This is a genomic window from Arthrobacter sp. 179 (genome assembly GCF_052379645.1).
Taxonomy (GTDB): domain Bacteria; phylum Actinomycetota; class Actinomycetes; order Actinomycetales; family Micrococcaceae; genus Arthrobacter_H.
Map to the genome: position 1 here is coordinate 13797 of NZ_JBQSYU010000032.1, position 13942 is coordinate 27738.

A 13942-nucleotide genomic window follows, 5' to 3' on the forward strand; every position below is an offset into this window, starting at 1 on the left:
ACGGGCATGGCGTTGACTCGGGATCAGGTGGTGGGCTCCGCCGTCGGCATCCTCACCGAGTTCGGTCTGGCCGATCTGTCGATGCGTCGCCTCGCCCGCGAGCTCGAGGTCCAGGTCGGCGCCTTGTACTGGCACGTGAAGAATAAACAGGACCTGCTCGTCGACGTCGCAGCCCGCCTGCTGGGCGGAATCACGCTCCCGCCCCTGGCCGCCACCTCCTCCCCCGGCGGACCGGCCGAGTCCCGCGCGGCGATCATCGAGGTGGCCACGGCCATCCGCTCCGCCCTGCTGCCGGTGCCCGACAGCGCCGAAGTGGTGCAACTGGCGCAATCCATGCAGCCGGCGGCCCTGCTCCCGCTGACCGGGCTGCGTGATCTGCTCGAGACCTCCGGCATCGATCCGGCCCATTCGGCCTGGGCGCAGCATCTGATCCTCAACCACATCCTGGGTTCCGTCGCGGCCGGTCAGGAACACGCCAAACTCGCGGCCCTCGCGGCCACCGACCCCTCGATCCCCGGCGGCCCGCAATTGGGGGCCGACGCCTTCGCCTGGGGTTTGGGCGTCATCCTCGACGGAGCCCTCCCGGTCCGCGAAGCGTCGAACGCATAACGAAGCCGCCGGGTGCATTGTGGGCCCACTGCCGGTTCCGTACCTTCGATGGAGGAACCCGGTCTTCCGGGTTCGGTCTCAGTACTTCCGAAGGGGAACAGCAAGTTCAATATTTCGCAGACCAGCCGTCACCGCTCCGGCGCCGCAGTGGCTTCCGGCCCGTCGCGCACCTCGGCCGGCCCCCGTTTGCTGGCCGTTGCCGCCGTCGGACTCCTGTCCCTGACGGCCTGCAGCAATGCCAACGGCGCCGGGGAGGCCAGCGCCTCGTCGAGCCCCGGCGGTGCTTCGGACAGTTCCGAGGCACCGGCCTCAGCAATCCAGGACCCGGGGGTGATCACCGAAGGAGCCGCCGACGAAGCCTGGAAGGAACAGGCCCGCTCGGCGGGCGCGGAAGGCAGCGAGATCGACGCCACCCGCTGTGTCGACGAGCTGCTGGACCAGAAGGCCCTGGATGCCGTGGCCACCGCCCTGCCGGAAGTCGGGGGGATGTACCTCAGCGGCCTCTACACCCACGCCGGCTGCACTTTCACCGCCACCAATCTGGACGCGGACGCCCACCAGGCGTCGGCCATGGTCCAGGTCCGCAGGTACTACCCCGGCAACGACGAGGAGTACAAGACGCTGGACGAGTCCGGTTTCCTCAAGCACGGCCAGTGCGCGGACGACGTCGAAACGGACGAAAACGGTGTCGCCACCGTCAATAAGCACGGCGTGAAGGAAAGCAACATCCCCGGGGCCTCCGCCGCCGTGGAGCTGCAGGCCGCCTGGCAGTGTTCCGAGGACGGGGCGACGAGCTCCGCCGTCCTCATCCATGCCGCGGAGGGCGAAGAGGACCGCTTCACGGATCCCACGGTCCTCACCGAACCGGATCTCGCCGTCGAGATGGCCACCCACCTATCCGAGACCGAATCCGACTGGGCTCCACAGATGGACGAGACCTACGAGAAGCACTTCAAGGACAACATGGGCCAGTAGCCCGCCCTCCTTCGGCGGCTTGATCCCGAAGCGTTGAACACATAACGAAGGCGCAGGACCCATTGGCCCGTCGTTCCGAATTCCGTAGTTTCGATGAATCAACTTGTTTTTTCGGGTTCGGTCCCAGCAGTCGAAAGGAACAGCATGTTCAGCACATCGGAGTGCAGCCGCCCCACCGCAGTAGTACCGGGACGGAAACGCACCACCGTCCTTCCGCGGCTGATGGCCGTCACGGCCGTGGGATTCCTGTCCCTGACGGCCTGCAGCAATGCCGACGGCGCCGGGGATCCCAGCGCGTCCTCGAGCCCCGGTGGTACCTCCGAAAGTGCCCAAGCCCAGGCATCGGAGAGCCAGGACACCGGGATGATCACCGAAGGAGCCGCCGACGAGGCCTGGAAGGAACAGGCCCGGAAGGCAGCTTCGAAGCAAGCGGCGAAGCGCAACTCGGTGGACCCCGCTCCCTGCGTGGATGGCCTGTTGGACCAGAAGACCCTCGACGCCGTGGCCACTGCAATTCCGGAAATCGGCGGGCTATCCATGAGTGGTCTGTACACGCATGTGGGTTGCGGCTTCACCGCCACCGACCCCGACGATGAGGACCTGCTCCAGGCCGCCGCGGAGGTCCAGATCCGCAGGTATTACCTCGCCAACGACGAGGAGTTCAAGACCCTGAACGAGTCCGGGTATCTGAAGCACGGCCAGTGCGCCGACACCGTCGAGACGGACGAGAACGGCGTCTCCACGGTCAATAAGCACGGCGTGAAGGAAAGCAAGATTCCCGGTCCTAGCATCGCGGCCGTTGACCTGCAGGCCGCCTGGCACTGCTCCGCGGACGGTGCGACGACCTCCGCCGTCCTCATCCATGCCGCGGAGGGCGAAGAGGACCGCTTCACGGATCCCACGGTCCTCACCGAACCGGATCTCGCCGTCGAGATGGCCACCCACCTATCCGAGACCGAATCCGACTGGGCTCCACAGATGGACGAGATCTACGAGAAGAACTTCAAGGACAACACCGGCCAGTAGCCCCGCCGATCCCGCCCCGGGGACCACGAACCTCAGGGGGCGAGTTCGGCATACCCCTTGAAGGCAGGAAGCTGGCTTGATTCGGCATCCGCCACGGCCCGGCGGATATCCCAACCGTCTCCGGGCACCCGGGGGCTGATCACCACCTGCACCGTGAGTGTCAGCAGCGTGCCACCGGCGTCCGGGGACAGCTGATAACCGTAGATGGTGTGCACATCACCGTCACCGGTGGAGATCACCAGCTCCCGCTCCGGGGTGAAAACGGCCAGGCTGTAGGTCCGCACGTTGTCCCCCATCCGGACCTCCAGCTCCACGCCGGGGCCCAGCGGGGCATCCGCATGCATCTCCGTCACCCCGGTGAGCCACAGTGGTGCCGCGGTGAAGTCGGTCAGCAGGGCCCAGACGCGTTGGACGGGCAGGCTGATGTGTTCGCTGGCCTGGTAGGCGGTGGTCTCGTCATCCTTCGCTGCGGTGCCCATGACTGCAGCATGCCCTGCGTGGCGGCGGAAGTGAAGACTTCGCTGCAAGCGGTCATCGCCCTGATGTCCGGAGCGCGGGCCGGATCAGTTCCCCAGCCGGCCTTCCGAGGCCTCGAGGTAGCAGGACCCGCATAGCGATTCGTACCAGACGTCCTGCCCGTCAATGGCGACCTGGTCGCCGTCGAAGACCACCGTGTCACCGATCCTTCGGGTGTTGAAGATGGCCTTGCGCCCGCACCGGCAGATCGTTTTGAGCTCTTCGAGGGTGTGCGCCAGTTCCATGAGCCGCAGCGATCCGGGGAACATCCGGGTCTTGAAGTCGGTGCGGATGCCGAAGGCCAGGACCGGGACGTTCTGCCGCACGGCGATGCGGAAGAGGTCGTCGACCTGATCGGCGGAGAGGAACTGGGCCTCATCGATGAGCAGGCAGGCCACCGGCTGCTGGTCCACGTGTTCCAGCAGGGCATCCGGATCGTCTCCCGAGGCGTGGGCGTTGAACAGGTCGACGGCGGATTCCCCGGGCGGGATGAGGAAGTCGACGGTACGGCTGACGCCGAGCCGGGAGACGATCTGGTCATCGCCTTTGGTGTCGACATCCGGCTTGGCCAACAGAACGCGTTGTCCACGCTCCTCGTAGTTGAAGGCCACCTGCAGCAACCCCGTGGACTTGCCGGAGTTCATGGCTCCGTAGCGGAAATAAAGCTTGGCCAATGGGTTCCTTTTCGTTGCGGCGTGCGCACCGAGTCTATGCGTTGGGTGGCCACCGGGGAGGCATCAGCCCAGTTGGACGTCGCGACCGAAGACCACGGCCTGCAACACATCCTCCAACTGCCAGAGGATGTAGGAGCTGTCCGTCGCCCACAACCCCGGATGATCCCTTCCGGTCTCCGGGTGCTCGATCAGGCCGATGCGGTAGTTCCCTCGGGGACCCACATTGACGTAGGTGATCGGATCGATGGATGTCGTATCGCCTTCCGCTTGGATTTCCCAGATGAACCACGGGTGGTTCCAGACCTGTTCCATGGCCTCGTTCGCCCCGCTGGGCAGCGGCGTTTCGCCGGCGAAACGTTCGTCCAGCTGCCCGTTCTGCAACAACAAGGGCTCGACGTGGACATTCCATGCAGGTCCTGCCCCGACCCAGCGCGACGCGCAGGAGGACAGTTCGCTCAACGGGATGAGCTGGACGTTGAACATCGTCTCGTCGTCGGGGTGCCAGGACTGGTTCAGTACCCGGGGGCCGTACCCCTGCTCGGCGGCCACCAGGGCCAGATCCCCCACGACGAAGGCCTGCAGCATCGTTTCCCCGTCCAGGAACCTGCCGGTCAGCCGCATCCGGGTCGTCGCCCCGTTCAGCATCGCGGCCATCACGTCGCCGATCTCGCTGAGTCGGCCGCCTTCCAGGACTCCGAGTTCCTGCAATTCGGCCAGTACCGGATCCTTGGCTCCTAGGCCCAAGCGTCCCAGCACCGAGTCCTCCAACTCCCCCATGCGCGCGATGGCGGCACCGGTCAGCCAGGTGCCTTCGCCGATCCACGACCCGGCTGCCTGGTAGAACGAATAGTCTTCCAGCACCTCACCCCGGGCACGACTGGCGACTTCATCCACGGATGCTTCCGGGGATCCACTCGATGATTCCTCCCCGGCCGGTTTTTCTTCGGTGTCGGCTGCTGGCTGCAGCACCGATACCGACCGGGCGATCGCCTCGAATTCCTCCGCGAAAAGGTGCCGGGTCTGCAGGGCTGTGGTGGTGCTGATCTGGATGGCCCATCCCTGGTGGATGACGAGGTAGTCGACACCGCTGACCGTGCGCCCCACCGGTGCACGATGCGTGTATTCGATGATCCGGCCGGAATGACCCAGCGCCTCTTCGGTGGAAGCCCCCGGGCGGAAGTCCCATTCGGAGACATCCACGATCCGACCCTCCGTCAGATCGGCGACGATCCCGGAGACGGCCAGCCGTCCGAAGTCCTGCACCGTGCCCGAGTACGGGTTCACTGTCACGACGACGTTGGGCGTGAATTCGCCCTGCACCGCCGGCATGCTGCCGAAGAGCTCTACTTCGGGACGTAGCTGCTGGCCGGTCCATGGGGCCGGGAGCTCGAAGGCCAGGATGCCTTGGTATCCCTCATACCGATCCGTGGTGTGTGCCTGCGTCATGCCCATCCTTTTCTTGCTGCCCTCGCGGGCACCTGCTCTCCCGGCCCCCAGAGAGGCGTTTCTTCCGTGCCGCCGCGAGCGACCCACTCCTTATGCCAACGCGGCGTCACGGCGGCCGGCCACCACCAGCGCATCCCGAACACGATGGGGACGAAAATCACCAGGAGCACCGTCCACAAGGTTTCGGCGTACTCCGCACGAGCCAAACTGGCGAAGACCGCCGGCCAGATGCACAGCACCGCCACCCCGCCCACGCCCAGATACATCGGATCGTAGTTTCTCTGCGTAAAGATGAAGGGACCGGGCTGCTTAACCGCCCAGGTCCGCCACCGTCCGCTCCAAGCCAACCCCCAGGCCGTGAGCAATGCCAGCCCGGGAAGGCCGAAAATCAAAACGGAAAGTAGAAAATCTTCCATGCTGTGAACCGTATCGCTCCCTAAGCTAGCCGAATGGGTTGAGTGATTTGAGGATCTTTTTCCCGGTTTCCTTCGCTGCTTCGCCGATGGATCCAATGTCACCGTGGCGGAGGTCGTTGATCGTCGATCCTATGGCATTGCCTACTTGGCCGCCGACCCAGCCACCGGCCAGTCCACCGACGAAACCTCCGACGGCTGCACCCACCCCTGGAATGGGGATGAGCGCCTGGCCCACTGCCGCCCCGACGCCACGTCCGACCGCAGTACCAACGATTGCCCCGGTTTCTTCTGCGGCAGTGACGACCGCAGCATCTTTTCGAGCTTCCTTTTGATGCTCAGCGTGGGTCATCTCCGGGTTGCGAAGCACACTATCGTTATAGCCTTCGCCGTAGGCCCCGACAAAGGTCATTCCGGCGCCGGCTACGGTAAGTAGCTTCCCTCCGGGGCCCTGGGTGAACTTATTGACCTTTTCCAGCGCCTTGGGCAGCTTGACGGGCCCGGTGCGCGTGTTGGGGTTACGTTCATGGCGTCCGGGGCCTCGAGTCAATTGCTTGGTCACCCGCACATGCGCCCCGTCCCTGATGGGCTTCACGTTCCATGGGTACTTCGCAGCCAGTGGCCCTCCGCCGACGGCGAGGGCCATCGGGTTGGCTGCATGTTTCGGGATGTAGTGATTCCCGGCGAGACGGGCATGCTTGGGGACGTAGCTCGGGTTTTTCCTACCGCCTCCGTCGGCGATGCGCTCCGCGTAAGACTTCGGAACTCCGAGTTTCTGCAGCCTCTTCTCCGTAATGCCGTACCGCTTCGGCTGGAACCCCTTCTTATGCTCATTCCTGTCTGAGTTGTAGACAAAGAACAGCTTTCCGTCCCTGTACTCGAAGGACGAAGCAGTGAGGCCGAGCACTGTGAGCGCGGTTACAGCATCCCCTCCGTACCCGGCTGCCTTGTTCGCATTCTTGAGGCCATCCCCGAATAGCGGGTTGAGCTCGGCGATCTTGGAAGCGCAGGTCGAGACCGCATCGTCATATAGCTCGGCAACGGCATTGACTTCCAGCTGAATATCACCAGTGGTGTCGAAATAATCGTCAGGGCGGGCCTCTTCCCTCATCTCGTTGTGACTCGCCGCACGCGATACGACTGCGTCATATCGTGCTTTGAGACCAGCGATCCTGGACGAGAAGTCCTCCAGCGCCTTGGCGGTGTCGTCGGTGACGGTGCCCACGGCATCGATTGGTGGGGACAACACCGTTGTCACCGCCGCGTAGACCTTGTCTTGATGCGGGGATTCGAAGACCGCTCCCAAACCAGACCAGTGGCTTTGGACATCGTCACGGATATCCCCGCAGTCCGTTCCGACCTTGCGCACGGCCTTGGCCTTGGAATCGATCGCAGCGGTATCGGGAAGCCTGTCAGGAAGCGGGGAAATGACAACGCTCATCAGGCACTGGCCTTGGTCTTCGGGGGAGCCGGGATCGAGTAGATCTCGGCCTCCGCGTCCGCAGCCATCTCCCAGTGGGCATCGGCGTAGGCCCCGATCGATGCCTTGGTGTTTCCGCAGATGGAATATCCCGCGTTCTTGCCGGATTCCAGCAGCTTGCCTAGAAATTCTCCGAGGAGCCCATCGAGTGCCTCCCCGATTTCCAAGTGGTCACAGGCCGTCGCCGCTTCGTTGAATGCCGTGTTCAGCTTCGTTTCCTGGCCTTCGAAGTCGTCCACCTCTCCCTGGGCCTTGTCCACAATGGAGTTCGCCGTCACGACGCTGACTTTCCACCCATCTCCTGCCACTGACTCGGCCTCCCCGTTCATGTAGTCATTTCCACTGTCCATCAGCCTATGACAGGCAGAATGAAGCCGCGATGGGGAGAACTCCCCATCGCGGCTTTACTCTGCGGGCGCGCCGAGCGCCACCAGGTGTTACTTACCGGCGGAGATACGCTCTGCCGCGGTCGGGTCGGAGTCGTTGAGGAACGTTCCGATCCGGTCGACTTCCTCGGCTTCGCCGATCGCTGCCGCGGCCCGCTGGAGGGCATACAGCGAGCGCAGGAAGCCGCGGTTGGGTTCGTGCGAGTACGGCACGGGACCCTGACCACGCCAACCGGCCTGGCGCAGCGCGTCGAGTCCTCGGTGGTAGCCCACCCGCGCGTAGGCATAGGACTCGACGGTGCGGCCGTCGTCGTAGGCCTCGTCGGCGAGCATCGCCCATGGCAGTGATGACGCGGGGAACCTGGCCGCCAGGTCCACGGCTTCGTCGCCGGCTTCGAGACGCGCGTTGACGTCCTCGTCCGGGGCCAGGAGGGTCTCCGGGATGGCCAGGAGGTTGCGTCCGAGTGCTTCGCTCATATTATTTCAGGCTCTTTCCGGCGGAACCGAGCTGGCGGGCCGCCTCAACGATGCGTTCGGCCATGGAGGTCTCCGCGGCCGCACCCCAGACACGGGGGTCGTAGACCTTCTTGTTTCCGACTTCGCCGTCGATCTTCAGGACGCCGTCGTAGTTGGAGAGCATGTGCCCGGCGACCGGGCGGGTGAAGGCGTACTGGGTATCGGTGTCGATGTTCATCTTGATGACGCCATAGGAGACCGCGTCGGAGATCTCCTGCTCGGAGGATCCCGAACCACCGTGGAAGACCAGGTCGAAGGGCTTGTCCTGGCCGAGCTTGGTGCCGATCTCGGCCTGGATGTCCTTGAGGATCTCCGGACGCAGCTTCACTCCACCGGGCTTGTAGACCCCGTGGACGTTGCCGAAGGTCAGCGCGGTGATGTAGCGGCCGTGTTCGCCGGTACCCAGCGCCTCGACGGTGGCCAGCGCGTCCTCGACCGTGGTGTAGAGCTTTTCGTTGATCGCGTTCTCCACGCCGTCCTCTTCACCACCGACGGTGCCGATCTCGACCTCGAGGATCTGTTTGGCAGCGGCGGAGCGCGGCAGTAGTTCCTTGGCGATGCGGAGGTTCTCCTCCAGTGTTTCGGCCGAGCCGTCCCACATATGCGAGTTGAAGATCGGGTCACGGCCGGCCTTGACCTCCGCCTCGGAAGCGGCCAGCAGCGGCAGCACGAATCCGTCGAGCTTGTCTGCCGGGCAGTGGTCCGTGTGCAGGGCGATGTTCACGCCGTAGCTTTTGGCCACTTCCTTGGCGAAGGCGGCGAAGCCCAGGGAGCCCACCACCATGTCCTTGATCGAGGATCCCGACCAGTAGGCGGCGCCACCGGTCGAGACCTGGATGATCCCGTCGGACTCGGCTTCAGCGAATCCGCGGATGGCGGCATTCAGCGTCTGCGAGGACGTCACGTTGACGGCGGGGAAAGCGTAGGAACCGGCTTTCGCCGCGTCGATCATGGCGTTGTATTTGTCCGGGGTTGCAAGGGGCATGCTGACTCCTTATGAGTTGGGCTGGGAGTAGACATCGTTGGCTAGGTCCATCCTACCGACATGCGATCAAAGCCACACCAGCGTGTGACGGGCTCAGAGACGCCAGCAGCTGGACAGCTGGCGTTTTCCGTCGAATCGGCTCTTCAGGAAGTGCAGGGCACGCGGCACGGCGGCAATATAGCCACCGATATGTGCCGGGCCGGCCGTCGCTTCCCAGGAGACGTTGACCCCCTGGGCGCACCAACGCTTCGCTAGGTCCCGTCCCGTGGCATAGGGAATGACGTCATCGAGCAAACTGTGGGACAGCAAGACCGGGACCTCCGGCTTGCGGCCCACCCCGATTTCTTGTTCCTTCAGCGCGGCCTTGAAGCGGGGTTCGTCCGCCACATCACTGAGCTTCTTGCCACTCTTGGTCAATTTCGCCGTATCGACGAAGGCATGGCTTCCAATGGCTTCGATCGTGCATTCGCTCCGGGCAGCGTTGATTTCCTTCATGCCCTCGGCGTTCAGGTACGACGCGGGCGCCAAGCCGTTGGAGGTGCCCACTCCATCGATCGCGAACAGCAGGAAGGCCGTGTAGAGGCCGGAATCCAAGCTGTCGGCCACCTCGCTCAGATCGGCGGGGACGGCGCCGGCGAAGGCACCCCGGAGCTTCATGTCCGGCGCGTATTCGGGGGCCAGCTCTGCTGCCGCCGCACTGGCACCTCCACCTTGGGAGTAGCCCACCAAGGCCACAGGGTTCCCTGCATCAAGACCATCCACGCCCAACCCCTGGGCCGCACGCACCCCGTCGAGTAGTGCATGGCCTTGCGAGGCCCGTGCCATGAAGGTGTGGGATCCGGGGGTTCCCAGCCCCTCGTAGTCGGTGATGGCCAGGGCGTAGCCGGATTCCAGCAACGCAGCCATCATCGGCCCCTCGTATTCCTGCCCCACCCCCATCTGGCGGGACGGCGCACACTTATCGGCCAAGCCCTGGGTGCCCACGGCGTAACCGATCACCGGACGCTCACCGGAGCCGGCCCACTTCTTCTTCGGCACCAGCACGGTCCCGGTCACCGCCATGGCATCCCCGTGGCTGTCGGTGGATTTGTACATCATCCGCGTCACGGTCGCGTTCGGGCGGATGAGCTTGACCGGGTCCAGGAAGAAGTCGGCAGGTTCGCTGCGCACCACCGCTCCGTCGGCTTCCGGCAGGGTCGCCGGTGGGGTGTAGAAATCCGGGTCCACGCTGTTCGAAAGCTGCTCCAGCTTCTCCTGACGCTGCACGTCTCCGGGATCGGCGGCGTCGGTCTTCTCGATGGAGGCCGGGTCCGAGGGAGCGGACGTCGCCGCGGCTGCCGGGCCGAGCCCTGCGAACAACAGGGACGAGGCGGCAACACAGGAGAAGAGCACGCGGAGTCGACTTGACTGGGACACGGGGGGCTTTCGGACAGGGGACATATTCGCTCCTTGTGACGGATGGCCATGGATCGGTACGCAAAATGACAAAGCAATGACCTGATTCGTACATTACTGATGAGTAACTAGTGACTCAGTTCACACCCTAGAGCGCCGGTTGTCGGAATGGAAGACCCGTGTCCTCCCGGATTTCAACTTCCCGTCGCCGCCGGTTCATCCGGCGCTGACACGGTGAAGGCGATTCCAGCTCCCGCTCCGAAAGGTTCACGATGACTCCCGGCAACCGGACCCTCCTGCCCATGCTCGGCCACACGCGCGGCAAGCGCAGCCCGGTCACCTGCGCCCTGAAATGCGACAACGCCTGCTCCAAGGCCGTCTGCAACACCTCCTCGAACGACTATTTCCGCGATATCGTCTCGGCCCAAATGACGCGTCGCTCGGCGTTGGGACTCGGGGCCGCCGGAGCCCTCAGCGCAGCCGTCGTGGCCTTCGGCGGGGCCGATACGGCCGTTGCCGGGCCGGTGCCCACCGGCCGCCCGGCCCGGCACGGACGACTGGACTTCACCCCCATCAAACCGGTCGACGCCGCCATCGACGTGTTCGATGTCCCCGAAGGCTTCGAATGGACGCCGATCATCCGCTGGGGAGATCCCCTGTTCCGCCACACACCGGACTTCGACTTCGATGATCAGAGCCCCAAGGCACAGGCCCAGCAGTTCGGCTACAACAACGACTACACCGACATCCTCCGCTCGAAGAACGGCAAGAAGGCCGTCCTGGTGTGCAACCACGAATACGTCAATCCGGGAATCATGTTCCCGGCGGCCCCGGGCACCACGGCCGAGGAGCGCCGCCGCCGCAACATCTTCCGTCAGGCGGTGGGCCTGAGCGTGGTGGAACTGGAACGCAGGACGAAGGGGACGCCCTGGGAATACATCCGGGGCGGGCGACGCAACCGCAGGATCACCCTGGACACCGAATTCGAGCTGACCGGACCGGTCGCCGGTTCGGAACTGGTGAAGACCCGGCGCGATCAGCGCGGCCGCTTCGTCGAAGGCACGCTAGGCAACTGCTCGGGCGGGACCACCCCGTGGGGCACCATCCTGTCCGGGGAGGAGAACTTCAATGGCTTCTTCCGCACGAACGGGACCTCGGCCGAGGACAAGCGGTACGGGCTCGAGAACAAGGCCACCTCCATGGGTTGGGAGCAGGAAGACCCACGTTTCGACGCCCGCGCCGAACGCTTCGCCAACGAGCCGAACCGTTTTGGATACATCGTGGAGATCGACCCCGAGGACCCCGATTCGACGCCGCGCAAACATACCAGCATGGGCCGGTTCAAACACGAGGGCGCCAACGTCATCGTTGCCGACAACGGGCACGTCGTGGCCTATATGGGGGACGACGAACGCTTCGACTACCTCTATAAGTTCGTGTCCAAACGCAAATACCGCAAGAACAACCGCCGCCACAACATGACCTTGCTGACCGAGGGCGACCTCTACGTGGCCCGCTTCACCGGCACGTCCGACGACGAGATCGACGGCTCCGGGGACGTCCCCTCCGATGGCGGATTCGACGGGACAGGTCGCTGGCTGCCGCTGGTCAAGGACGGTACGAGCCACGTTTCGGGCATGAGTGTGGAGCAGGTCCTGGTCCACACCCGGCTGGCCGCCGACAAGGTCGGGCCCACCAAGATGGACCGGTGCGAGGACGTGGAGCCGAGCCTGAAGAGCGGCAAGATCTACGTCGCGTGCACCAACAACTCCCAGCGTGGCACCTCAGGCCAGCAGAAGGCCGATGAGGTCAACCCGCGCACCGAAAACCGGGACGGGCATATCGTGGAGATCACCGAACACCGGGGCGGGCACACCGGGGACCGGTTCACCTGGGACCTGCTGATGCTGTGTGGCGATCCGGCGCAGGGGGATGCGACCTACTTCAGCGGCTTCCCCGCCGAGAAGGTCAGTCCGATCTCCTGCCCGGACAACGTGGCCTTCGATTCCCACGGAAACCTCTGGATCTCCACCGACGGCGCCCCCAGCGGCATCGGCTACAACGACGGCCTGTTCAAGGTCACCGTGGAGGGCAGGGACCGCGGGAAGGTCGAACAGTTCCTCTCGGTCCCCCGCGATGGAGAAACCTGCGGGCCGGTCATCCACGACGAGGAGTCGATGGTCTTCGTGGCGGTCCAGCACCCGGGCGAGGACGGTTCCTTCACGGACCTGCGCTCGCGTTTCCCGGACTACGTCCCTTCGGAGGCCCGCCCGGGCCCCGGTGAGGTCAGGGCACCACGCCCCTCGGTCGTCCAGGTGTACCGGCCGTAGTTCTGCGACGGCGGCGCCCCGCGGCGATGGCCACCACGGTGATCGCCGCGACCGCGCCGAGCTGCTGCGCCGTCCCCAGGCCCACCCCCACGGGGACGGTGCCCAGGCATCCGGCCGCCGCAATCAACCGCACCCGGGCGGGCCCGATCTGCAACGCCCAACGGAAAAGCCCCGTCGCGCCCAGGTACACCGCCACCCCGCCGCCGACGAGCCACGCCGACACCACGGGGGCCGGGGACGACAGCTGACCCAGATCAAGTCTGATGCCGGCCGCGACACCGATGATTCCGATGATTCCGATGATCATCAGCAGATGCGAGATGTCATAGCCGATCCGGGCCATCCACGACTGCCGCGGCCCGGACGCCGCGGCGAAGTGCTTTGCCGCGAGGTCGTCATCACCGACGAAGTAGGCCCACCACATGGCCGCGATGGCGGCCACCCCGAGCAGCCCCCCGGTGATGAGCGGGATATCGAGGGCCTGTGTCTGGGCCGCGAGTGCGACGGAGATAATCGACTCCCCCAGCACGATGATGATCATCAGCCCATGCCGTTCGGCGAAATTCCCGGGTCGGACCGCCAGACGGTGGCCGGAGGGTCGCAGATGGGAGGAGGCGAACAGGAGCGCCGCACCGCCGAACAGGATCCAGTCCCCCGCCCCGGTCACCCATCCTGCGGCGAGGACCATCAATGCGCCGGTGAGATTGACCGGCGCCACGAGTCTGATGGAGACGTCCTCCCGCGGGCCCTGCAACCACAAGAACCCCGCCAGATGCACCAGGGTCAGCAACAGGAAACCAATCCCCAACACGATGCCCGCCTCGCCAAAGGCCTGGGGTATCGCCTGTGAACAGACGAACAACGCGGCCATTCCGGCCAGGACGATCAGCCGTTGCAGGGTGCCCTCGGTCCCCATCGCGTTGGTCAACCAGGCGAATCCGCCATACATCCAAAACAGGATCGCCAGGATCAGGATCGCCTGGGCGATTCCTGCCGGGTCAGGGTGCAGGTCGATCACCTGCGTCACCTGGGTGACGGTGAAGACGAAGACCAGATCGAAGAAAAGTTCCAGGGTCGAGACATTCCCCGTCTCTGGAGCGGTCCCGGCCGGTACGGACATCGTCCACCTCCCTGGTGGGGCACGACCTCTCTCAGGTCAAGAATCCCACCGGAAGCGGCGCAGCGATACCT

The 13942-nt window shown here is 64.8% G+C and carries 14 protein-coding genes; 4 read left to right on the top strand and 10 right to left on the bottom strand.

Annotated features, from left to right (window positions below; translation table 11 throughout):
• Window positions 1-6: 6 nt before the first annotated feature.
• The 3 genes from ACT3UE_RS14665 (at window position 7) to ACT3UE_RS14675 (ending at window position 2610) form a co-directional block, all read left to right on the top strand.
• Window positions 7-609: a TetR family transcriptional regulator gene (locus ACT3UE_RS14665; RefSeq protein WP_443381951.1), complete on the top strand. Its 603-nt coding sequence runs from the start codon at window positions 7-9 to the stop codon at window positions 607-609.
• A 147-nt stretch (window positions 610-756) separates the two neighbouring features.
• A complete protein-coding gene (locus ACT3UE_RS14670; RefSeq protein WP_444566945.1) occupies window positions 757-1584 on the top strand; it encodes a hypothetical protein in 828 nt (275 codons plus the stop codon).
• Between the two features lie 144 nt (window positions 1585-1728).
• Window positions 1729-2610, top strand: a complete 882-nt coding sequence (locus tag ACT3UE_RS14675) for a hypothetical protein (protein WP_443381947.1) — start codon at window positions 1729-1731, stop codon at window positions 2608-2610.
• Window positions 2611-2642: 32 nt separating this feature from the next.
• On the opposite strand, the gene ACT3UE_RS14680 is transcribed toward ACT3UE_RS14675, so the two are convergent.
• From ACT3UE_RS14680 to ACT3UE_RS14720, 9 genes are all read right to left on the bottom strand, one after another.
• Entirely contained in the window at window positions 2643-3089 is a 447-nt protein-coding gene (locus tag ACT3UE_RS14680; RefSeq protein ID WP_443381945.1) for an SRPBCC family protein, read from the bottom strand.
• Between the two features lie 84 nt (window positions 3090-3173).
• On the bottom strand, window positions 3174-3800 hold the full coding sequence (locus ACT3UE_RS14685) for a thymidine kinase (RefSeq protein WP_443381943.1): 627 nt from the start codon (window positions 3798-3800) through the stop codon (window positions 3174-3176).
• Window positions 3801-3863: 63 nt separating this feature from the next.
• Window positions 3864-5246, bottom strand: coding sequence for a hypothetical protein (locus ACT3UE_RS14690; protein ID WP_443381941.1), 1383 nt, complete (start codon window positions 5244-5246; stop codon window positions 3864-3866).
• On the bottom strand, window positions 5243-5662 hold the full coding sequence (locus ACT3UE_RS14695; RefSeq protein WP_443381939.1) for a hypothetical protein: 420 nt from the start codon (window positions 5660-5662) through the stop codon (window positions 5243-5245). The genes ACT3UE_RS14690 and ACT3UE_RS14695 overlap by 4 nt, the downstream gene beginning before the upstream one ends.
• 25 nt (window positions 5663-5687) lie before the next feature.
• Window positions 5688-7100: a hypothetical protein gene (locus ACT3UE_RS14700; protein ID WP_443381937.1), complete on the bottom strand. Its 1413-nt coding sequence runs from the start codon at window positions 7098-7100 to the stop codon at window positions 5688-5690.
• Window positions 7100-7489: a DUF6507 family protein gene (locus ACT3UE_RS14705; RefSeq protein WP_443381935.1), complete on the bottom strand. Its 390-nt coding sequence runs from the start codon at window positions 7487-7489 to the stop codon at window positions 7100-7102. The genes ACT3UE_RS14700 and ACT3UE_RS14705 overlap by 1 nt, the downstream gene beginning before the upstream one ends.
• A gap of 87 nt (window positions 7490-7576) precedes the next feature.
• A complete protein-coding gene (locus tag ACT3UE_RS14710) occupies window positions 7577-8002 on the bottom strand; it encodes a DUF3151 domain-containing protein (RefSeq protein WP_443381933.1) in 426 nt (141 codons plus the stop codon).
• A 1-nt stretch (window position 8003) separates the two neighbouring features.
• Window positions 8004-9026 carry a class II fructose-bisphosphate aldolase gene (fbaA, locus tag ACT3UE_RS14715; RefSeq protein WP_443381931.1) on the bottom strand — a complete coding sequence of 341 codons (1023 nt, stop codon included), beginning with the start codon at window positions 9024-9026 and terminating at the stop codon, window positions 8004-8006.
• Between the two features lie 93 nt (window positions 9027-9119).
• The gene (locus tag ACT3UE_RS14720; RefSeq protein ID WP_444566946.1) at window positions 9120-10466 is read right to left on the bottom strand and encodes a lipase family protein; all 1347 of its coding nucleotides are present in this window, start codon (window positions 10464-10466) and stop codon (window positions 9120-9122) included.
• A 227-nt stretch (window positions 10467-10693) separates the two neighbouring features.
• On the opposite strand from ACT3UE_RS14720, the gene ACT3UE_RS14725 reads away from it, so the two are divergent.
• A complete protein-coding gene (locus ACT3UE_RS14725) occupies window positions 10694-12751 on the top strand; it encodes a PhoX family protein (RefSeq protein ID WP_443381927.1) in 2058 nt (685 codons plus the stop codon).
• Here the strand turns inward: ACT3UE_RS14725 and ACT3UE_RS14730 are convergent.
• Entirely contained in the window at window positions 12708-13871 is a 1164-nt protein-coding gene (locus tag ACT3UE_RS14730; RefSeq protein WP_443381925.1) for a low temperature requirement protein A, read from the bottom strand. The genes ACT3UE_RS14725 and ACT3UE_RS14730 overlap by 44 nt on opposite strands.
• Between the last annotated feature and the right edge of the window lie 71 nt (window positions 13872-13942).

What these genes read in the sequence shown, in the direction of transcription:
- ACT3UE_RS14665 (WP_443381951.1), top strand. Translation starts at nt 7, where the DNA reads ATGGCGTTGACTCGGGATCAGGTGGTGGGCTCCGCCGTCGGCATCCTC.
- ACT3UE_RS14675 (WP_443381947.1), top strand. Translation starts at nt 1,729, where the DNA reads ATGTTCAGCACATCGGAGTGCAGCCGCCCCACCGCAGTAGTACCGGGA.
- ACT3UE_RS14680 (WP_443381945.1), bottom strand. Translation starts at nt 3,089, where the DNA reads ATGGGCACCGCAGCGAAGGATGACGAGACCACCGCCTACCAGGCCAGC.
- ACT3UE_RS14690 (WP_443381941.1), bottom strand. Translation starts at nt 5,246, where the DNA reads ATGACGCAGGCACACACCACGGATCGGTATGAGGGATACCAAGGCATC.
- ACT3UE_RS14695 (WP_443381939.1), bottom strand. Translation starts at nt 5,662, where the DNA reads ATGGAAGATTTTCTACTTTCCGTTTTGATTTTCGGCCTTCCCGGGCTG.
- ACT3UE_RS14700 (WP_443381937.1), bottom strand. Translation starts at nt 7,100, where the DNA reads ATGAGCGTTGTCATTTCCCCGCTTCCTGACAGGCTTCCCGATACCGCT.
- ACT3UE_RS14705 (WP_443381935.1), bottom strand. Translation starts at nt 7,489, where the DNA reads ATGGACAGTGGAAATGACTACATGAACGGGGAGGCCGAGTCAGTGGCA.
- ACT3UE_RS14710 (WP_443381933.1), bottom strand. Translation starts at nt 8,002, where the DNA reads ATGAGCGAAGCACTCGGACGCAACCTCCTGGCCATCCCGGAGACCCTC.
- fbaA (WP_443381931.1), bottom strand. Translation starts at nt 9,026, where the DNA reads ATGCCCCTTGCAACCCCGGACAAATACAACGCCATGATCGACGCGGCG.
- ACT3UE_RS14720 (WP_444566946.1), bottom strand. Translation starts at nt 10,466, where the DNA reads ATGTCCCCTGTCCGAAAGCCCCCCGTGTCCCAGTCAAGTCGACTCCGC.
- ACT3UE_RS14725 (WP_443381927.1), top strand. Translation starts at nt 10,694, where the DNA reads ATGACTCCCGGCAACCGGACCCTCCTGCCCATGCTCGGCCACACGCGC.
- ACT3UE_RS14730 (WP_443381925.1), bottom strand. Translation starts at nt 13,871, where the DNA reads ATGTCCGTACCGGCCGGGACCGCTCCAGAGACGGGGAATGTCTCGACC.